We start from the raw sequence: 20969 nt of genomic DNA on the forward strand, positions 1-20969 counted from the left end.
TTAAATAACTATGAGAGAATATTTTATGGATAAAAGGAACATTATTCTTGCTATAGTTATGCTTGGAACTATGATGGCTGCTGTGGATAGTACTGTAGTAATTTTAGCTTTGCCAGTAATAGTCCAAGATTTGCATACAGACTTTTTCACTGCAATTTGGGTAATAATTCTTTATATCTTTGTAGTTCTAGTCCTAACAACACAGTTAGGCAGAGTAGGCGACAAGGTAGGTAGGGATAAAGTGTATAATTGGGGATTTGTTGTCTTCACTATTGGTTCCGCATTGTGTGGTGCTTCACCAAATATTGGTTCTTTAATAACGTTTAGAGGTATTCAGTCGTTAGGCGGAGCTATGATGCAGTCAACTGGTGGTGCTGTAATTGCAGATAACTTTCCTCCTAATGAAAGAGGTAAGGCCTATGGATTTACATCAATAGGTTGGAACGTTGGAGCAATGCTTGGTATAATTCTAGGTGGGATTATAACTACATTTATCGGTTGGAGATATATCTTTTATATTAATATTCCAATAGGTATTGTAGCATCTATCTTGAGTTTTAAATTTATAAGAGCAAAAGAGGTTACTGAAGGACGATTTGATATCCCCGGAACAGTTCTTCTTGCTTCTTCCTTATCTTTAATAAGTTATGGTGCAGCTGACATTGCGGGAGAAGGTTTAGTTCTTAAAAATGAAATAATGATACTAGTTGGATTAATAGTCTTCATAGGATTTCTTTTTGTAGAGAAAAGAGTAAAGAATCCTATAATTGATTTCTCCGTATTTCAAAACAGAGTTTTAACTTATTCATTATTTGCGTCATTTTTCCAAAGCCTCGGCTACTTATCAGTCGCGTTTATAATAATTATGTATTTACAAGGTGTTAGAGGACTAACTCCCTTTCAAGCGTCGCTTTTGCTAGTTCCAGGTTATGTAATTGCCAGTTTAATTGCACCATTTACTGGTAGGCTATCTGATAAGATTGGTTCGAGAATTCCCGCAACACTAGGAATGGGATTAATGATTATTGCAATATTCCTTTATATAAGTATAGCTACTGGTATAAATACTCCTTTAATTGACATAATATTTGCTAGCCTTGTAGGGGGTATTGGTTCATCATTTTTCTATCCAGCAAATAATAGTGCTATAATGGCTAATGCGAGAAGAGGAATTTACGGTGGAGTTTCTGGTTTACAAAGAACTTTATCAAATATGGGTTTGCTTTTAAGTTATGTGCTAGCAATAACTATCTCATCTCTTACAGTTCCAAGATATGTGGCATTTGAAGTATTCTTAGGGACTTATAATGGTAAGATACCAGCTCAATTTATTACTGGTATACATTCAGCACTAGTGTTAGGGGCTATTATTCTATTCGTAGGATTAGTATTATCAGCATTAAGAGGAAAGGAGGTAAGAAGCAATCTGGCCTCGCCCACATCATAAACTTACACTAAATTTTTTATGTTAGCAGGAAACAATAACAATTACTGACTCTTTCTGCAATTTATAATTAAACGGACAGTCAAGAATATCCCTAGGTTGCCCCCTTACCTAAGAATAATATTTTATCCTCTAAAGTCTAGTAGAATATATATCTAAAACTAAGCGTAATCTTCTAATTAATTATAGTTAAAAAATCGGAAAATACAAAGTATGTCACTATTGTTATATCACTATTACTAAGCTAAGATATAATATAAAATTGGATAAGAAAAAGATAAATCAGTAAGACGATATGAGTACTTTATGATTTCATTAATAATTTCTGAGGAAAATCCTACACTGCCCAGAGATGTTAATGATCTATATCCAGGCAAGTTTAGGATTTTCACAATGAAATACTACCCTGGACATGGAATAAGGAAAGATGAACAGGAAAGAATGTTTAAAGAATTAGAGAAAATAAAGAAGCAAGTAGAATTAGCTGATGTTATATTTTACGCTAGGTCATATGGAGTTTTTTATAGACCAGGAATGGAAAAGATGAAAAAGTTCTTTTCTAAACCAGTTCTTATTGCTACTGAGACAATTATTACTAGACTGAGGGAATTAAATGCTAAGAAAATTTATGTTATAACTCCTTATAATCAAAGAAGACATGAATACGAAATTAAGTGGCTAAGAGATTGGGGATTTGATATTGTTGGCTCTATAAGCCTAGGAAGAACTGGTGGCGAGGCAATAGCTTCTACTCCGCATGAGTTGATTATCGAGGCTACAAAGATTGCTCATCAGTCCTCAGCTGACGCCATTTATATTGCTTGTACTATTCTTTCTACTCTTCCAATCCTTAAGGAATTGGAGGGCAGACTTCCTGTTGTTACTGCTTCCTCTTCTCTCTTTGAAGTCGCAAGGGAAAAGAAGCTCATTGATTTCTGAAAGAATCATTAACAAATCCCTTGCCCAAATTGTGAAAACTATATCTTTGTCAAGGTTAGTAAAACCGTATGGGTGAAGAATCCTAGAAAGATTTGCGTATATTTTTAAGAGAGAATTAGAATTTTTACCTATTGTTTCACAAGCTAAGGCTATTAATGCACTAGCTTTTGGCATGGCTAATATAAAATATTTTGCATCATTTTTACAGTATTTACATTTTATCTCCTTTTTATTCCTTTTCATTCCTAATTCTGAAAAAATTTCATGAATAGGCATTGCATATTTCTCCCATTTTAGATGCTTCTCACAAACTGGTACGCCAGTAAAGTAAATAGTAGTAGCATTCACTTCCCTTATTCCGGCATACTTTCTTATTTTAGTTAATGCTTCTCCACCAGAACGGATTATAAAACCATCATCTACTAGCTTATGCCAATCCATGTTCTTTAATGCTTCATAATAAGCAGTTGTTGTATGAGTAATAAATGTTGAAAGAGATGCTCTCTCTATTAGAAACCTGTTATTCTCTTCAGCAGAATGAAGAAAACCTAAAATGGCATTTTTATAACCAACTTTCATCGCATTGATCATATCCTCTCCAAGAAGAATATTCTCAATAAGCTTAGATTCATCTATAATTACTTTTTTTATTAATTTTTTGAATTTATCATCTGATGGAGGTGCTTTCTTTATAATGCTCAAAGTCCCTTCTGTCGTCGATAAAAATTTTATCAACTTTTTATCCATTGGTTTAGTAGAGGAAGAAATAAATTTTAACTTTATTTACATTTTCATATGATCTGCATAGGACATAGAGGAGCATCAGCTTATGAGCCAGAGAATACTATAAGGGCTTTTAAACGAGCTATTGAAATGGGTTGTGAAGGAATAGAAATGGATCTAAGAAGGACAAAAGATGGAAAGATAATTGTTATTCATGATGAAACTGTGGATAGAACTACAAACGGTAAAGGAAAAGTGAGTGAAATGACTATAGACGAGATTAAGAAACTTGACTCTCACGGAGAAAAAATACCTTTACTTTCTGAAGTATTAAGTGAGGTAAAAGCAGATCTTTATTTATTAGAAATAAAAGAAAGCGGGTATGAGGAACAGATTGTGAATGAGGTAAAAGGTTTCAATATATTAGATTCCGTTATATTCATTTCGTTTAATTATGATTCGTTAAAGAAAATTAAGGAAAGCGGAGGAAAAAGGATAGGACTAATTTATTCTTCCCTTCCATCGCCGATAAAGATTGCTAAGAGTATTAAAGCTTATGCTATGTTGCCTAAATATAATCTATTGAATAGAACAGAAGTTCATGAACTGAAAAGAAATAAGTTCTTCCTAATACCATGGGTAGTTAATGACGTTAGTATTTTGGAAAAGATGGTTTACTATGGTGTTGATGCAATAGCTACAGATAAACCAGATATTATGAAACAACTAAAAATCATTCTTTCCAAAAAGTGAAGATAGATTAAATATTTAAATGTAAAGGGGAAATTTATCCAGTGGGGCTTTTTAGAAGAAAAGCTGAACCTCAAGTTGACAAAAAACAAATGATAAAAATCTTATATACAAGTGATTTACACGGCTCTGATATTGTATTTAAAAAGTTCTTAAATGCTGGATTACAGTTCAAAGTTGATGCTTTCATAATAGGGGGCGATTTAGCTGGAAAAGCGTTATTCGCAATTGTAGATCTTGGTAACGGAAGATACAAGTTAGATAACCAAGAATTTGGAAGAGATGGTTTACAAAAAGTTATTGATGAAATCAGAAATCAAGGAAACTATTATACTATAGTTGATCAGAAAGAGTTTGAAGAGATGCAAAATAATAAGAAGATTGTAGATGAGAAATTTAAACAAGCAATGAGTGAAGTTGTAAGAGGATGGATAAAAATTGCTGAGGAGAAACTTAAAGGAACAAATATACCAATTTACGTTAATTTAGGCAATGATGATCCAGAATTCTTATTTGATGTTATAGCTGAAAGCGATATAATGCATAAGGCCGAAGGAGAGGTAATAAGAATAGGCGACCATGAGATGGTATCTTATGGCTATGTTAATCCAACTCCTTGGCATACACCAAGAGAACAAGACGAAGAAACACTCTATAAAAATTTAAAGGAAATTGTAAATAAAATAGAAGATCAAAGTAAGGCTATTTATAACTTTCATGCTCCACCATTTAATACACATCTTGATAATGCGCCACTCCTAGATGAAAATCTTAAGCCAGTAGTAAAAGGAGGAGAAATAGTATTTACCCATGTAGGTTCAAAGAGTGTTAGAAAGATAATTGAAGAGTATCAGCCATTAGTTGGACTTCATGGGCATATACATGAATCTAGAGGATTTGATAAGATAGGTAGGACAATGGTATTTAATCCAGGCAGTGAATATAGTGAAGGTATACTTCATTCACTGTATCTAGTGCTTGAAGGAGATAAAATAAAAACATATATGTTTAGGAATGGGTAATATTTAAGAAGCACAGAGTAATATAACGTTATGTATTTCTTCTTATGTATAGAAATCCTTTTACTACTTCGTTTTAATTTTCTGAATGAAACAGTATCAATCAGATTGTTGAAATGAATAAAATTTCATTAAAAACTCTAAGAGAATTGATATTTTTAAAAAAAAACATAACTAAATTGCAAAGTTTTTATCTTAAAACAGTAAAATCTTATTCCTATCTTAAATAAATTGTTAGAGTTACACATAGTGTCGTCATTAGGGGATAGTGTCGTCATTAAGCTATTTATATTTGTATTACGAGTATTACTTATGGGTAGGAAGCCTGTATTTAGGCAAGATTTAGCTTGTCCCTCTTGTGGTAGTCATCACGTCGTTAAGTGCGGTAAGCCTCTTGGTAGGCAGAGGTTTCTGTGTAGGGATTGCGGTAAGTACTTCCTTGCAGACGCAATTTATCACCACCACTCTAAGGAGGTGAGGGAGAAGGCTTTGAGGATGTATACTAATGGTATGAGTATGAGAGCTATTTCTAGGGTTCTTAACGTACCTCTGGGTACTGTTTTCACTTGGATTAAGCGTTATGGTAAGAGGAAATATGAGAAGCTAGTGGACTTGTGGAATAAGGCTAAAGAGCTGGTCAAGGGTAAGGTCGTTACTAAGGTTGTTGATGAGATGTGGACATACTTGTACAGAAACACTAGGGCTTTCTACAAGTGGGTATTCACTTGTTATGTGTACACTAGGCTAGGGTTATACATAATTTACTCTGTGGGTGATAGGGACGAGAATACTTTTCGTGAGGTCAAGGACTACGTGCCAGATGATGGTAGGTGGGTGAGTGATGATTACAACGTTTACTTTTGGTTAAAAAACCACACGGTAGTCTCACTTGTTAATCCCAACGAGGGGCTTCATTCCTCACTGAGGGATAGGCTTGTACGTTTCAAGAGGGCTACGAAGGCTGTTAACAGGAGTATAAATATGGTGAAGTATTCTATAGCACTAGTCTTGTGGGAGAGAAGGCTAATCCCAGAATTTGTAGCTTAATGACGACACTATCTCATTAGGGTATTTATATTTCTATATTTAAATTAAGATATACAAAACCTTATCTTAATATCTAGTCTTTATGAGATTTTCATTAATTAATAAATTTATACCCTAGTGACGACACTATGGAGTTACACAATCAATGTCATATATAAGATATGATTTCCTTATTGACTGGAGTTCTGTAATCTTTTTCTTATCCAATTTTCTATTATATTCCAGATTGTTGAATATTGCTGCCCTAGTGGCGTATGCTTCATATTGGGGATAATATGCAGTTCGCAATTGCCGCCATATTTCTTTATCTCCTCACACATTACAATTGAATGCTCCTTAGATACTATCTCATCATTCTCTCCGTGAATTAACAATACGTCTTTTAATTTGTCAGCATATTTTAGAGGTGAGTAATCGAATTCGTAGTCTGGTAGTTTTATTAAATCTTCGTAAATCTTATGTTGTATAGTTCCTTGAGGAAACTTAGAAAGATACTCCTTTTGCTTTCTCCTATCTGAAGGTGCTGAAACTGCAATAACACAACTACCTTTCAACGCTCCAACAATTAGTGCAATAGTTCCTCCTCTTGAATGGCCAGCAATACAGTCAAAATTATATTGTAAAGCTTTTTCGACACCTTCCTTTACTTCAATTTCAAAATCGGGTACAATAACCTCACCAAAAGATCTTAATGGTTTAGCTAACCACTCTACTTTCTCTGGTGAAGAGCCCTTTCCATGAATAACTAGACTTCTCATTCATTAACCCTCTTCATAAACTCATCTGTATCAACAATGACTCTTTCATGAATTCCTTCACCAATCTTCTTATCCTTATAATATGCCTCAACCTTAAATTTAAGCTTCTTACCATTTATTTCAATTAATGTTGATTTCACTCTAACCTCACTTCCAATAGGTGCTGGAGCTAAATGCTTAACATCAACGTGATATCCTACAGTAGTCTTACCTTTCTCTAAATATTTTTGAGCCAAGGTAAAGGATACATCTTCCATAAATGCTATCATTATTGGGGTAGATAATACGTTAACTGCACCACTTGAGACAGCAGATGCCGAATGCTCAGGCTTTACGATAAAAGTTTTTTCTAACGATTCTCCAACTTTCACAATCACAGATAAAAACCTTACTTTTTTAAATCTTTCACTAACGGGTTGCCTTATGGATTTTTGTAGATGCTTCATTTTGAATTTAATAAAAGCCGATGAGACCTAAAACTTGAGAGAATTAAAGGATCCAAGCAGTAACTAACGATTAATAAGAATAATTAGCCTCTATTCTAAATGATATTTTATGTTAGTTACTGCACCTTTTGCAGGCCCGGTCTCGTTCCCCTTATTAGTTGCTAAAGTACTAAGTAAAGTAAACTTTGAACTAAAAAACAGTTGTGAAACAAATGAGATTGGAGACGTTGTTCTTGATTCAATTATAAATGTGGCAAAACTCAGGTTAAAAGGGTATAGAATCGTAGCGGGAGTATTCGTTAAAATGTACTCGTTAATAGGCAATAAGAACTCTGAGATAATTTACACGATTAGGCAAGGGACTTTAGCTGACTATAATGCTAGAGTTTATGCAAAATTAACTAACAAAAAGGAAGTGGTTAATACTACTCCAGAAGATGCTCTAAAGAGAGCAGAAGAGGGGAAATTAGCATTAGTCGGTATTGAAGTCAAATTAGGAGAGCTATTCGAGGATGAAATGATGAAACTTAACCATTTTGTACCACAATGTGTTATTTATTCAAAAACCTATCCAACAGAAGTAATTGAGGCTTATGAAGAGGGCATTAGACTAATGAGGGAAAGACCAGAAGAGTCTGCATTAATTATCTCTTCGGCAAGCAAATACTATTCACTGCAAGTAATGAAGAATATTATTCATGTTTATAATCACAGATTAACTACAAAGGAAGATGATTTAAGTAAGAGTATTGAATTATATAGTTTAGTTAAGCCGGAAGTGAAAGACCTTGAAATTTACTAAAAACGTAGAAGTTATCCCTGGAAGTCCTAATACTTTGATTTATGATAATAGAGTTGTAATAGACCTTGGTGGTAGAAACTCAAACCTTGATATAAGTGCTGAAGTACAATTAGCAACTCATGGACATAGTGATCATATTGCTGGGTTATTAAAAAAGGCTAATGTTAAGTATTTACCGAAAGAAGATTACTGGGCTTTAACATTAATGGGAAGAAGGGCTATGATTTACGGCTTTAGTTCTAAAGATTCACCTTTGTTTACATATGATTTCATAAAAGATAACTTGAGCGAAGATTTTAAAGATGTAGAAATACAGAAAATAAAATTGCCCGGACATACTCCCGGTCATACAGTTTACATAGTAGATAGTGTGCTTTACGCTGGTGATGCGTTCTTTGGGCAAAAAGTGCTTGAAAATTTTGGAGTGCCTTTTTATACTGACTTTTGGGAGGCGTTAAATTCTCTTTATAAAATAAAAGAGTTGATTAAGAGTGTTGATTATGTTGTTATCGCTCATGGTCCAATTTATACTAATAAGAGAAAGATGGAAGAGTTATTAGATTTTAATATCTCTTTTAATGAAAAGTTAGTTCAAAAAGTCAAGGATCTAATTACTGGAAATGAAATGACTGCTGAGGAGGTAACTTATCGTATTTCTGGAAATAGGGACGTTGCAAATATTCTTTTAAACTCGGTTACTATAAAGTCTATTCTATTTCAAGTAGCTAAAAACATTAGGGTTAGTGAGAAAGGAATTTTATTTTCAGCTTGATTTATGAGATTTCATAAATTTCATAAATTTTTGATATACTATAAATGTAAAATTTCGCCAAAAATTTTATAATACAAATTTTTAATATCGCAATTCAACTCTGTTCACATGAACGGTTTAATAAAATTCATCGTGAACCTGTTCCAGTTAGATAAAGACTGGATCACAAAAATAACAATGGCTATGATTGTGCTAAGTATCATATGGGGATTACTAGGAATTATTGACGCTTTAATGGTTAGAATACAGGAGGCATCTTGGGGTTTGATGCAATTATTACCCCTAACGCCACAAGAGTATTATGCCTCTATAACACTTCATGGTATGAGAGATTTATTTGGTTTTGCACAGCAACTAGAGTTTGCAATTTTTACTTATTTCACGTTTAAAATGTTAAATATACAGCCAAGGGCAAAGTGGATATACAACCTTGCATTTATACTTTTCAACATTGCATTTATGTTACTTGAAGGACCTATTCTAATAACAGCAGCTCAAGGATTTGATAACTATTTTTCTGCAGAAGGCTGGTATTATTTATCGCCCCTTGGAATCCCTAATTACTCACTTTATGTAGTTTCACCATTATGGTATTATGGTTGGATGTTAATTGATATAGCGACATATATGCAGACTATTTGGCTGAGCTATCATTATTACGTTGCAAGTAAAACTACTAAGGAAAAGTTACCGATCTTTTTAGTATTTGTGTTAATGGATATATTACTCTATGCTATAGGTTACTCTGGTGAAACTGTAGCTAATGTTTGGGATATATTAGCTTTTGCCGGTATTGTTGGATTAAATGTAATTGCTAACCAAATTGCATTTGGAATTCTATGGCATGCGGTAGTTTATATGGCTTGGCTGCCAGCCGTTGCTGCAATGTATTTATTAATTCCAACTTTAGCTAATAAACCTCTCTACAGTGACAGAATGGGTAGAGTTGCAGCAGTACTTTACTTAATTTTCTCTAACAACGTGCCCATTCACCATTTATATATGGTCGATTTGCCAATAGCAATAAAGGTCCTTACTGAGATACTTACTTATGGGGTAGTTTTACCTTCATTAATGACATTCCTTAACTTATGGGCTACAGCTAAAGGTGCACAAGTTTCATGGAATATTCTTACAGCATTTACTGTTATGTCATTTACTGGTTCAATTTTCTCTGGTGTAACTGGAATCTCTAATGCAACAATAACTTTTGATGCTGTAATCCATGAAACTATGTGGGTTGTCGGTCATTTTCATGGTTTTATATTACTCTCTATAGTCCCAGCTGGTTTTGCAATACTATATTTAATGATACCAATGATGACTGGAAGGCAATGGTATTCCGCAAAGTTAATGTGGATTCACTTCTGGGGCTATTTGTTTGGGGCATCAATGGTAGTTATAGGGTTTGATGAACTAGGACTAACTGGTTTATTAAGAAGAGATGAGACTTATCCTTTAACCTCTACGTTTATTTCTGGTGAAGTTTTATCAACTGTAGGTGCAATAATAGCTGATTTAGCTACAGTTGCATGGTTATTTAATGTTATTTTAACTTTAATAAGAGGAAGGACTACTGTGGTTTCAAGTTTACAAGATTCAATTAATATCGTTATGGCTCAATCTACCATATCTAGAATAGAAATTGAAAAAATAGCAAGGAAATTAAAGATTTAAGATTAGTTTTTTATTTTTTAACTCTCAATTTCTTTAGTGCTGAGGTGCCGCGGAACTGATTAATGATGATGTTTGACTGTCTGAGTATAGTCTCGAGTGTTTTGTATAATAATAGGTCTTAAGAGCCTAAGTAATCCTTCCCAAATCACTACATGGATTAAAAGGTAAACCTCTAATCTTAGCTAATACTGGCTTGAAGTGCAGTCAAAATATGTAGTGTTTTCATAGTAAATACAAAGGGAAAACGACATTTGTAGATTAAGAGTATGATTTAATGATCAAATATTTTTGACTTTTTCCAAAACCTTATCCCAAGGCTAGAGCGTTTTCCCTTCGTAATTAATGTGAAAAATACCATATTTATTATTAAATGCATCACTTTGCTAAAATCTAATAAAAAGATCAGAAAACTTTAAATTATATAACTATAAATATATTTTTAATTTATGATCATGGGAAAGTTAACATATGTAGTCATTATAATATCTGTGATAGTTATAGTATCTTTATTTTGGATAAACTTTCCATCAATATTTCCTCCTAGCATTAAGGAGATGAGAAATACTTTTACTGCAAGTGTTACAACACCTAAAGTTAACGTCAACGGAATTAACAGTACAACATTTAGCCTAAGTTTTTCCATTAAAGTTTCAATTCCAGATTACTCTGGAAGAGTTTTTCTCGCCTCTGGAGTAATTCCATTAGGAGCAAATCCTTGTAGTTATCTCCCTCAGTCCTTCTTACCAAACATTACACCACCAGTAATATATAGCAGTTTTTCCGCTAAAACTTTCTGGGTAATGTTATTGAATTCAACAATATATACGGAAAATAAAACCTTCAGAGTAAGTTTAGATGCAATATCGACTCCAAACAATAACTGGGTCTTTTTAAGTCAAGGCTTTAACTTAAACGAAACCCCAGTAGTGTGGATTATGGTATTTGAAAACCATCACGTTTACAGAATAGGGGTAATAGAATTCGAAAGAATTGGAGAGGGTTTGCTTTATATCCCTAAGATAGAAAGATGTTAGAATGTATAACATCTTAAGAAAAATATAATAAAAGATTGCTTAATGTGTATATGCACTACTTCAATTTCTATTACATTACTTGAAGACCCTTGAAAATATCCTAAAATCGAACAACTGACCTCCTCCCCGCCCTAAAGGGCGAGGGTTCCCTTAGGGTGGTTCACAGGTTTGTGGTTTACCACCTTCATCCTCACAACTTCATAGCTAGTGGGTGTTATACACACCCACCCCGCTCCGTTCGTCCAGCGGTAGACCACGGGCTGGGCCTTCAGCCCATTACCCCTATCCCTAGCTAGGGGTTGCCCTCCGCCCCTAGCTCCTCGGGACTCGGGGATATGTAGGATGTTTATCGCACCGTTTAAGTCCGCATTTATTACCTTCCCCGTGCGGGGACACTTAAACAAACCGCGTTTAATACGCCCACTTTTGTGGGCTTCCCCGCACAGGGAACAAGTCTTTGAAGTGTAAGCCTCACTGACCTCGACAACGTCTATGCCAACCTCCTCCCCGACTCCCTTAAACCTCTTGATGACATAGCCGTAGTTCCAGAAGTTGACCGTCAGCTTATTTCCACGACCCCTCACTATGTCTTTAGGATGACCTACAACTATCTTGCCTACTCCTTTATCCTTCAATAGCTCCATTACCTTCCTAACCATGCTGTTTAAGGCGTGTTTTAGGAACCTACTCCTCTTCTCGTACAAGAGCTTCAGCTTCCTGCTTCTCCTCTGCTTGTGCCTCGCTAAGGTCTTCTGGGCAACTTGTATTTTCTTGCTGTAATATTCGTATTGGGATAAAACAGACCCACTCTTAAACAAGTACCACGACCCGTCTTCGACGTACACTGTAGCTAGGTTAACTATGCCTAAGTCTACTGAAGCCGTCAAATTACCCTTCTCTACTTTATGTTCTAACTCCACTGGTATATGTGCATACCACGATTTCCTTGCCTCGTTATAGATTATCTCTAGTCTGCCTTGTTTTCCTTTCCACTTGAGTTTCCCCTTAAACTTGAGGGTGAGGTGGAAGTCCTTCAAGTAAATTTCCCTCTTCTCTTCGTTTACCACATACCTATCGTTTCTAATAATAACCATGAGCTTATACTTGCCGTTTTCCTTCCAGTACCCTGGAGGTCTCGGTTTGAACCAGCTCGGTAGTTTTCCCTCCTTTTTCATCTCTATTAACGCGAAGAAGCTCCTCCAGTCCTCCGCGTTCTTCCTCATAACTTGTTGTGCGTTTACTTTGAGCACTGTTTTGTATTTTGAATATACCGTCTTCTCAGAACCGTTGAAGTCTACTCTCTCCCCTTCCTTGTACTGTTGCATCCTTAACCAGTTCACTTCGTTCCAACACTTCGCTGTGGTAATAGCCAACTCCTTCAGTCTTTCGTGGGTTTGCTTGTCTACTATTAGTTTAACTACGTTAGTCCTCTTCATTCTCTTTCGCCCACTGTTCTTCAATGTACTTCTTTATCGTCTCGCTGGATACGTTACCAGAAGTCGATACGAAGTAGCTTCTAGTCCATAGCTTCCCGTTAGTAGATTTCTTCAGCTCTTGGAACTTCTTGAGTATTAGTCTTGCTGATTTTCCTTTGAAGTAGTTTGCTAAATATGACGGTGCGTATCTCGGTGGGCAGTTAACGAATAGGTGGATGTGGTCTGGCATTACTTCTAGGGCTAATACTTCACAGCCCAACTCTTCTGCTATGGTTCTTAGTACCTCTTTAGTGTATTCAGCAACTTCGCCTGTTAGCACTTTCCTACGGTATTTCGGTATCCATACGAAGTGGTAGTTGCAGAGGTACTTTGCATGCCTAGTTGATTTGTATTCCACACTTTAAAGTATTCAAAATAATTTTTAAACTTTACCCCGCCTTAAAAGGCGAGGCTTGCCTCATGTTTTGTCAGGTTTAGATTGAATTTAATTTACTTTTACACTTCATTAGATTTTAGACGAGGAATTCTGAGAGCGATTTTTCTTTCATAAACTTAATTACCTTCCTAATTTGAGTTTATCTTTTTTAATCAAGACTAATCCTCTTAGGAATTCATATAGGTTAATATATCGGTATAATAATCTATGAATCTCTGTGGAAAAACATATTAGATTAACTTAAGGTGGATCCAATGAAGCCTTTATTATGGTTTTTCAGTCATTTATCTTCATTATTGTAAGTAATATGTTTAGGTCCGCCATCTAATATACAAACTTTCTTCAAAAATTACTGTTTACTGGATTTTTCTGAATTTTATTAATCTCATTTTTTACGATAAAAAAGAGATTATCATACTGAGTAGGACTTTTTAGGTATTATTTCTAATAATTACTTATGAGTGAAATATACTTTGAGAAAAAAGAGAATAGGGTTGTTATCTTTGCAGGAAACTACTATGCAATCTTTGAAGGAAATAGTGTAAAGGGAAAAATAGAAACACAAGGGCTAAAGGTAGAGTTTGAAGGCAAAATAGATAAATTGCCAGATACTAAAGAGGAAGCAAATGAGATAATTAAATCATTATTTTACCAATCGCCAAAAAGAGTAAGTTATGGTTCAGTAGTTGAGGCGGAAAATGACCGGGTACGAGTTAAAGCTTGGGGAATAACAATAAATGATATAAATGCTTTATTCAATCGTCTTTCAGAAATTAAACCTTTGCCTATTGATGCAACTAAGCTATCATTACAGTATGATATGCCCTTACATAAGGTAAAAAAGATAATAAAAGATAATCCTTTAAGGCTTCAAGAAGAAGCGTATAAATTTACTATTTCAAATTTTGGTAATAGGTTACCGAGAATTGAAGAGAAAGATAACTTCAAAGTCATTTTAGATGTAGTGGAAGATGGTGGGATTCTAATTCTAGTATATAAAGGAGAACAAATTTATAAAGCTAAGATAAGTTTCGCTACCTTATATAAATATTTAGAAATGAATCCAAAAGAATTAATAGAAGAAGCGTTTAATTTACTTGAGGGGTTAGTTAATTTACAAGGAAAAGCAAGTAGTGATAGTAATATTCTACCGGGAATAGTAGAAGGACAAAGAAAGAATGGGAAATTTGTAATAAAGAGTGAGAACGAAGAAGCAGAAATACCGGCGGAGAGCTATGATGATGTAAAAAAGTTTATTTCCTCTCTACGAAGAGAAGTATATTTATCATAAAAAATTATTAATAGCCTATTTTTATACATTATCCTAGTATGGATGTAAAAGTTATTCATGAGAAAATAAGATCACTTGTTGATGTAGTAGATGAGGAAAAGCATGAACTTAGAGGTAGGACTAAGAACGTTTATGTTATTCAGAGATACACAAGAGATAATAATAGCGAAATTGAAGAGATCTATATTTCATCGCCTCAAGTTAACATTAGCTTAGTTATAAATACAAGAGGAATTTCATCAGTAACTTATGTAAAAGATGGAAAAATAGAAGGTAAAAATCTAAATGAGGAAGAAATTCAAAAAATAATAGATGATATAATAAAAATCCTTTCTTAAATTTGCTTACAATTACTAGATGAACAATCATAAATTTCCTTAAATCCTAACTTTTCTTTAGCTATATAAATATCAGCAGAAACATCACTTAGCGAGGACGATTGTAATATATATGCACCAACTTCTTTTGCTCTCATATTTGGTAGATAGAAATAGACTTTTGTTATTCTATTAGGCCATTTTAATTTACTAACGTCTATTAACTCAGTCCTGACATTATTTGTAATTTGTTTTAACATTTCCTCATTTATTGAGGCATTTATTCTCTCTAATTCCTCTAACGTTTCAAACTTGACTTTTCTAAACTGTTTAACTAATTTATTTTCAACTTCTTCATTCACTTTATCATTGTTTTTTATAACATTGAACACAAGTTTCATTGCAGCACAATCAGTATGTGGTAAATATATTATTTCATCAGGTTTAATCTCCTTTAATCTATCTATAAACTCATTTACATTAGCACCAGCGTTCCTAAATATTAATGTATTATTATCAGCTCTCTTCTGTATTTCCTCAGTTAACCTATAATCCATACAAGAGATTATTACTTTTACCATGGGTAAAAATTAATTGTATAACCTTTATCTTTTATTATTATTAATTAATAAAATTGATATAAATAAGTATGCTCAAAATTAAAATTAATCTAAATGACAATTAATAGTAATGATAGATATTTATTTCAGACATGGAAAAAGTAAAAAGAATCTATGTTTTTATTTGTTACAAGAACATATTATACAAGAATTTTCTTTTAGATTGAGTGAGTAAAAGACCCTAACTTTATTTTTTCCAATTCCCTTTATTATTTTTTCCAATTCTTTATTACTACTAGGTAAGATTACTATAAATTTTGCATTTTCATTATCAAACATAAATTTGAAGAATCTATATATATTTTTAATAAGTATAAAATTAACAATATGACAATCTTTACATTCATAAAGCTTCAAAAGTTCAGCAACACTAGACTCTATTGATTCTACGTTTACCACTACAGTTCACCTAATGTAAAATTTAATAGAACTAAAATATAAATATTTCTTTCTCTTTTTTCTCTTAAATAAATTTAAATGAGAATAATGTTATCTCCTATAACAGATTATGAAACTGTCTTCTCTTAATAGATCGCTTAGAAAAGCATATAATGATATATTCTTGCTTCTTGCGATATTTTTAGACATCGATATAAGCACTTCACGATCACTTCTACCAGAAGGGAAAATAATAGCTAAAGTCTTTTTATCAGAGATAATAAAACTTAAAAATTTTGAATAATCCAAAATTAAATTAAATTTATATAAATAACATTCATTACAACCAACTATTTTAATCATGTCCTTAATGTTTGCTTCAACATAACTGTCTAGGTTAATCATTACTTACTATAAGACTTTTATGAAATAACTTTAAAAAGACTATATGAAAAAACACAATGATTTTTCCGATATGAACAGAAAAATAGAAGCTTTTTCTCTTGCTATAGATCTTATCAAGAAAATGAAAATTCAGCCTGAAAAAGCATTTGATATTTCTTTTAGAAAACTGAAACTAAAAGATAATAGAGAAACTTTGTATCAGGAATTTTTGCGAGTGATTAAAAATTATTACTACTATTCAGAGCTATATCCTGATAAAGAAATAGAAGAGATTATTACATATTCACTTAAAGAAGACAAGATAGCATTACCACAATGGGTTAAGGAAAGATTGTCCTACATAAAATTGGATGATTTCTCGAAACTTTTTCACAAAAAAACCTGGATTAGGGTTAATACTTTAAAAGTTAATGTTAAAGAGGCCATTAGTTCGTTAATGAAAAAAGGCTTTGAACTAGTAAGAGACGACTTTGACTTTCTATTTCAAGTAACTCGTTTCCCTTTTAGAATATCTAAGACGGAAGAGTTTCAGAAAGGCGAAATTGTAATACAAGATAAGGCTAGCGTTTATGTTGTTACAGTACTTGATCCTAAACCTTATGAAAGAATTTTAGAAGTAGGTAGTGCCCCGGGAATGAAGACTTCTTTAATACAACAGTTAACTAATAATAAAGCTTATGTCATAGCCCTAGATATTTCTGAAAAAAGGATACAAGTTCAAAGGGAACTAATGGAAAAGATGGGCGTAGAAAATTATGAGCTAATCGTGGCTGATGGAGAAAATTTACCAATAAAAGAAGTTGACAAAATCCTTATTGATGCTCCTTGTAGTAACAGTGGTACTATAAACGCTGATCCAAGCGTTTTCTTAAGATTAAACAAGAATGATGTGATTAAACTTTCGAGATTACAAAAGGAAATTCTAAGAGAAGCTTCAAAGTTGCGTAAACCAGTAGTGTACTCAACATGTTCTCTATTCCCAGAAGAAGGAGAAAAAATAGTAGAGAAATATTCAGATTATTTAGTTAAGCTTACTAATGATCCTACACATTACGGTTATATGAGAAGTAAAGTTTGGTTAAGGGTAATGAGATTTTATCCTCATATTCATGGTACTGAAGGATTTTTTATATCTAAATTAGATTTTTCTAAATGATGAGGCTTTCAGAATTCTTAAGGGAAAACTCACCTTGGGAGGAATATGTTAACCATGAATTTGTAAAAGAAATGATTGAAGGGACACTTCCGCAGAAAAAATTCAGATATTATTTACTGCAAGATGCTAAATATGTTGAAGAAATGTTAAGAGCTCTACTTAGGGCTTCTGCTCTAGCTCCTCTAGATAAATCATTGAAATTATTACATGTAATTTTATCAAGTAGAGATAAAGGAACGGAAGTTAATAATTATCTTTACTCAAGACTTGGGATAACTCAAGATGAGATTAGAAGGACTAAAATGAATGATGTAAATTATGCTTATACTAGGCATTTAAACTATTGGGCAGAAAGAAGTTGGGAATTGTTTCTAGTTGCATGGACTCCTTGCATGTGGGGTTATTTCGAGATAGGTAAAAAAGTAGTAAATTCTACTAGCGAACTGTATAAAGCCTGGGCTTCTTTCTATTCCTCAGATGATTACAAAAAGAGAGTTGATATAATATTAGAAAACCTAGACTCAATTGAAGTAGATAAGGATTTAGCCTCAGAAATATTTAACAGAAGTGTAAAGTATGAAATACAATTTTGGGATTCAGCATTAACGATTTAAGCTTTTACAATCTATTTTCATCTTGTGAAAATAAAAAATGTAATTATTCTATCAGCAGTAACATTTTTTATCTTACTCTTAATTCTTCCATATCTACTTCAACCTTTTGAAGTACCTCTTAATACTTTCTTTAAAGTGAGCAATACAGATTATACAGAAGGTAATTTCACTTGCATTGTTTTTGTTAGCTGGTACGGTTGTCCTTATGGTGCTGCGGATAGTTGGATACTCTATGCTTTTTTATCTCATTATGGCAAAATTTCTTTTAACATTTCATATTCAGATCCAAACGATATTTATCCTAATACTCCAGCAATAATTTTCTTAAACTTTACTTCAAAAGCATTTATTCACTTCAAGTTCCTATATCTTTATAACCGTTACCTTAATGCTACTGCTAACGGAACTATAGTAAATAATTTCGTAAATTATGGTCTTGAAATAATAAAAACAGAGTTTCCACAATTCTATCCTTATGTAAAAGAATACATAACTGAAAAATGGGCCTCTGGAAGTTTCTTTCAACCAGTAGCTTATATGGGAAATCCATCCCATATTCCAACTTTTGTAATTATTAGTGATCAAAAAGGGACATATATGCTAATAGGACACATTGTAAGTCCTAGCTATTTCTCTGAATATAATGCAACTTATTTGCTTAAGAACTATAATAACTTATCATTTATCCAGGAGGGAGTTAGTATACTAGATGAGTATATAAATTAAACGAGGCATGAGGTAAGCTATCCACATAACGTAATACCTTTTGAGGAGTATAGTAAAGAAAAATTATTTTGCTTAGTAATTTATATGAATAGTTCCCGTTTTTAGGTAATAAGATCTGTTGTTTTAAAACAGATATTGTTATCTTTTTAAAAAACTTAAAATTTCAAGAAAATAAATACAATTTCATGAGCAAAAGGGACTCGTTACATTAAACTTATATAATGATAAGAAAAGTTTTATCCATGAATAGGGAATTACTTGCTACATCTATTTTAGCTACAGCTGGTACTTTTGTTATATACATAATTTCTCCCGGTTTTCTCCTTTCATCCCCCTTACTCCTTCTAGGTCTTATATTTTCCTATATTGGTTCCTTTTATAGATACGTAACTCCAGTTACATTCTTACTTTCTCTAATCCCTTTATTCTTCATTAAATCTACTTATGCACTCATTGGTATTGCTATAGGAATTCTAGGTATACTAATTCCTTGGGTATGGGAGTTAATCATACTAATTGGTTATATAATATTTCTTTTACTCCCTAATTTAGTGACAAATATTGGTATACAACCTATAATATTCTCTTACGCAATTTACTCAACTCTTGCTTTTGCAAATATTAGGGCGATCACTGGAAAAGGATATCCTGCAGTTGTAAAAATTGAAGGTTTAACTACTTGCTATGCAGAAGTTAACGGTGTATTTACAACTATTAATCGTATTGTAAGGGGTAAGAAAAGAGTGGAGATAAGACTATGTCCTCAGTACTTTAACGGCACATATTATGTACCAGATACTGCAACAATAACAGCTAAAGAAGGACAAGTTAAAGTGGTAAAGTTCTCAGCTACTAACAACTTACCAATAGATAAATTTCCTCATTGTTTCTCTTACTTTTATGCTAAAGGTTTACCAATGAATGCTTCATGGTCTATAATTATTAACAATGTAGAGTATACTTCTAAAGATTCTAACTCACCAATAATAGTTCCAATGCCAAATGTCTTAGAAGTTATGTGGAATGCAAAAGATATAATAATAGGTAATGTCATCTTTAGGCCTTTAACTTATTCGGGAATCGCAAAAAGAGGAGAGAAGATTATTATCGAGTATAATAGTTATGTTGCACAACAACAAGTTGCTTTAGCATCTCAACAACAAAAGAATTTACCACCTCTAGATAAGTGGGATCCTAATTTGTGGATCGGAAAAGAACTTTATGGATACAGAGTAGTTTCAGTCATCGGTTCTGGTGGTAGTGGTTATGTTCTAAAAGCTGAGAAAGATAATGTGTTTTACGCAGTAAAAGTTTTCTCCCTATCCCAATTATCGCGCGCACAACTCACTATATCCGCTTCTTCAAGCTTTGATGAGATGTTTAAAGAGTCTGAGACGTTAAAGCAACTATCAAGAAACCCAAAGTTTGTAACAATTTTAGGCTTTTACATAGATTCAAATAATATTAAATCAGCATTGAAGGGAGATGTTAATACATATTACAACTATCCACCCGCAATAGTAATGGAGTTTATGGAAGGAGGTACAGCAAAGGACTTATTAACAACATCAATTATATATTCCACTTATTGGCCTCTTATTGTTAAAGAGATTATCAAAGAAATTGCATACGCCCTGGACTTTCTCCATTCAAAAGGGTTCGTGCATCTTGATGTAAAACCAGAAAATATCTTCTTTTCTAGAAATTTAGGAAATAATCCGGAAGAAATATACAAAAATATTTCTAGTTCAATAAAATTAGGTGATTTAGGTTCTGCTGTAAGAATAGGTGAAAGATTTTATCAAGCTACTCCTTCTTATTCTCCCCCAGAGCAGATAGAAGCTATAATTACTGGTAAGGGTGCAGATCCGAAAATGGATATCTTTGCACTAGGAATGACAGCTTATGTCCTACTCACTGGAAAAAATGATAATCCGATTTCTGACAATCTAAATAAAGCTATTGATGCATATATGGCTGGGAATGTTGGAGAGGCATTAAAACTTATACAGAATGCAAAACAAATACTATCTTCTTGGAGACCTATATTACCGCAAAATACACCAAGCGAACTTACTAGAGTGATAGTATATAGTATAAACATTAATCCATTAAGTAGACCTTCGGCAAAACAAATAGTCGACTTACTTAAGTAAGAAATTCTTCATTTCCCTCTAGT

General features: G+C 33.1%; 22 protein-coding genes. 15 read left to right on the top strand and 7 right to left on the bottom strand.

Going from position 1 to position 20969, the window contains the following annotated elements; translation table 11 throughout:
• Positions 1–25: 25 nt before the first annotated feature.
• The 5 genes from STK_RS03735 to STK_RS03755 all read left to right on the top strand — a co-directional run bounded on the left by STK_RS03735 (position 26) and on the right by STK_RS03755 (position 5922).
• Positions 26–1447 carry an MFS transporter gene (locus tag STK_RS03735; RefSeq protein WP_052846386.1) on the top strand — a complete coding sequence of 474 codons (1422 nt, stop codon included), beginning with the start codon at positions 26–28 and terminating at the stop codon, positions 1445–1447.
• A gap of 303 nt (positions 1448–1750) precedes the next feature.
• Positions 1751–2383: a maleate cis-trans isomerase gene (locus STK_RS14760; RefSeq protein ID WP_010978650.1), complete on the top strand. Its 633-nt coding sequence runs from the start codon at positions 1751–1753 to the stop codon at positions 2381–2383.
• Between the two features lie 795 nt (positions 2384–3178).
• On the top strand, positions 3179–3859 hold the full coding sequence (locus STK_RS03745; protein WP_010978652.1) for a glycerophosphodiester phosphodiesterase: 681 nt from the start codon (positions 3179–3181) through the stop codon (positions 3857–3859).
• A gap of 41 nt (positions 3860–3900) precedes the next feature.
• On the top strand, positions 3901–4878 hold the full coding sequence (locus STK_RS03750) for a metallophosphoesterase family protein (protein WP_010978653.1): 978 nt from the start codon (positions 3901–3903) through the stop codon (positions 4876–4878).
• A 309-nt stretch (positions 4879–5187) separates the two neighbouring features.
• A complete protein-coding gene (locus tag STK_RS03755) occupies positions 5188–5922 on the top strand; it encodes an IS1 family transposase (protein WP_052846387.1) in 735 nt (244 codons plus the stop codon).
• Between the two features lie 170 nt (positions 5923–6092).
• Here STK_RS03755 and STK_RS03760 read toward each other — a convergent pair whose 3' ends face one another.
• Complete coding sequence (locus tag STK_RS03760) at positions 6093–6680, bottom strand: alpha/beta hydrolase family protein (RefSeq protein ID WP_010978655.1); 588 nt, start codon at positions 6678–6680, stop codon at positions 6093–6095.
• The gene (locus tag STK_RS15135) at positions 6677–7051 is read right to left on the bottom strand and encodes a thioesterase family protein (protein ID WP_232616515.1); all 375 of its coding nucleotides are present in this window, start codon (positions 7049–7051) and stop codon (positions 6677–6679) included. The genes STK_RS03760 and STK_RS15135 overlap by 4 nt, the downstream gene beginning before the upstream one ends.
• 184 nt (positions 7052–7235) lie before the next feature.
• On the opposite strand from STK_RS15135, the gene STK_RS03770 reads away from it, so the two are divergent.
• From STK_RS03770 to STK_RS03785, 4 genes are all read left to right on the top strand, one after another.
• Positions 7236–7928, top strand: coding sequence for a DUF3834 domain-containing protein (locus STK_RS03770; RefSeq protein WP_010978657.1), 693 nt, complete (start codon positions 7236–7238; stop codon positions 7926–7928).
• The gene (locus tag STK_RS03775) at positions 7915–8700 is read left to right on the top strand and encodes an MBL fold metallo-hydrolase (protein WP_052846388.1); all 786 of its coding nucleotides are present in this window, start codon (positions 7915–7917) and stop codon (positions 8698–8700) included. The genes STK_RS03770 and STK_RS03775 overlap by 14 nt, the downstream gene beginning before the upstream one ends.
• 108 nt (positions 8701–8808) lie before the next feature.
• Complete coding sequence (locus STK_RS03780) at positions 8809–10377, top strand: cbb3-type cytochrome c oxidase subunit I (protein ID WP_010978659.1); 1569 nt, start codon at positions 8809–8811, stop codon at positions 10375–10377.
• Positions 10378–10829: 452 nt separating this feature from the next.
• The gene (locus tag STK_RS03785; protein WP_232616516.1) at positions 10830–11411 is read left to right on the top strand and encodes a hypothetical protein; all 582 of its coding nucleotides are present in this window, start codon (positions 10830–10832) and stop codon (positions 11409–11411) included.
• 131 nt (positions 11412–11542) lie between these two features.
• Here the strand turns inward: STK_RS03785 and STK_RS03790 are convergent, their stop codons facing one another.
• The gene (locus tag STK_RS03790) at positions 11543–12847 is read right to left on the bottom strand and encodes an RNA-guided endonuclease InsQ/TnpB family protein (protein ID WP_010978661.1); all 1305 of its coding nucleotides are present in this window, start codon (positions 12845–12847) and stop codon (positions 11543–11545) included.
• The gene (gene tnpA / locus STK_RS03795) at positions 12834–13244 is read right to left on the bottom strand and encodes an IS200/IS605 family transposase (protein ID WP_010978663.1); all 411 of its coding nucleotides are present in this window, start codon (positions 13242–13244) and stop codon (positions 12834–12836) included. Before tnpA ends, STK_RS03790 begins: the two co-directional genes overlap by 14 nt.
• Positions 13245–13740: 496 nt before the next feature.
• Between tnpA and STK_RS03800 the strand changes: the two genes are divergently transcribed.
• Both STK_RS03800 and STK_RS03805 read left to right on the top strand, forming a co-directional pair.
• The gene (locus STK_RS03800; protein WP_010978664.1) at positions 13741–14574 is read left to right on the top strand and encodes a hypothetical protein; all 834 of its coding nucleotides are present in this window, start codon (positions 13741–13743) and stop codon (positions 14572–14574) included.
• Positions 14575–14612: 38 nt separating this feature from the next.
• On the top strand, positions 14613–14912 hold the full coding sequence (locus tag STK_RS03805) for a hypothetical protein (RefSeq protein WP_052846389.1): 300 nt from the start codon (positions 14613–14615) through the stop codon (positions 14910–14912).
• Here the strand turns inward: STK_RS03805 and STK_RS03810 are convergent.
• The 3 genes from STK_RS03810 to STK_RS03820 all read right to left on the bottom strand — a co-directional run bounded on the left by STK_RS03810 (position 14909) and on the right by STK_RS03820 (position 16294).
• The gene (locus STK_RS03810) at positions 14909–15472 is read right to left on the bottom strand and encodes a carbonic anhydrase (RefSeq protein WP_010978666.1); all 564 of its coding nucleotides are present in this window, start codon (positions 15470–15472) and stop codon (positions 14909–14911) included. The two genes, STK_RS03805 and STK_RS03810, sit on opposite strands and share 4 nt — an antisense overlap.
• A 159-nt stretch (positions 15473–15631) precedes the next feature.
• Complete coding sequence (locus STK_RS03815) at positions 15632–15910, bottom strand: hypothetical protein (RefSeq protein ID WP_010978667.1); 279 nt, start codon at positions 15908–15910, stop codon at positions 15632–15634.
• Between the two features lie 90 nt (positions 15911–16000).
• Positions 16001–16294, bottom strand: coding sequence for a DUF4898 domain-containing protein (locus STK_RS03820; RefSeq protein ID WP_052846390.1), 294 nt, complete (start codon positions 16292–16294; stop codon positions 16001–16003).
• 43 nt (positions 16295–16337) lie between these two features.
• Here STK_RS03820 and STK_RS03825 point away from each other — a divergent pair, with 43 nt between their 5' ends.
• From STK_RS03825 to STK_RS03840, 4 genes are all read left to right on the top strand, one after another.
• Positions 16338–17450, top strand: a complete 1113-nt coding sequence (locus tag STK_RS03825) for an RsmB/NOP family class I SAM-dependent RNA methyltransferase (protein ID WP_010978669.1) — start codon at positions 16338–16340, stop codon at positions 17448–17450.
• Entirely contained in the window at positions 17447–18064 is a 618-nt protein-coding gene (locus STK_RS03830; RefSeq protein WP_010978670.1) for a TenA family protein, read from the top strand. Before STK_RS03825 ends, STK_RS03830 begins: the two co-directional genes overlap by 4 nt.
• Positions 18065–18088: 24 nt before the next feature.
• Positions 18089–18790 carry a DUF929 domain-containing protein gene (locus STK_RS03835; RefSeq protein WP_010978671.1) on the top strand — a complete coding sequence of 234 codons (702 nt, stop codon included), beginning with the start codon at positions 18089–18091 and terminating at the stop codon, positions 18788–18790.
• Between the two features lie 242 nt (positions 18791–19032).
• On the top strand, positions 19033–20946 hold the full coding sequence (locus tag STK_RS03840; protein ID WP_052846391.1) for a serine/threonine-protein kinase: 1914 nt from the start codon (positions 19033–19035) through the stop codon (positions 20944–20946).
• Positions 20947–20969 lie beyond the last annotated feature (23 nt).

The organism is Sulfurisphaera tokodaii str. 7, from assembly GCF_000011205.1.
GTDB classification, from domain to species: domain Archaea; phylum Thermoproteota; class Thermoprotei_A; order Sulfolobales; family Sulfolobaceae; genus Sulfurisphaera; species Sulfurisphaera tokodaii.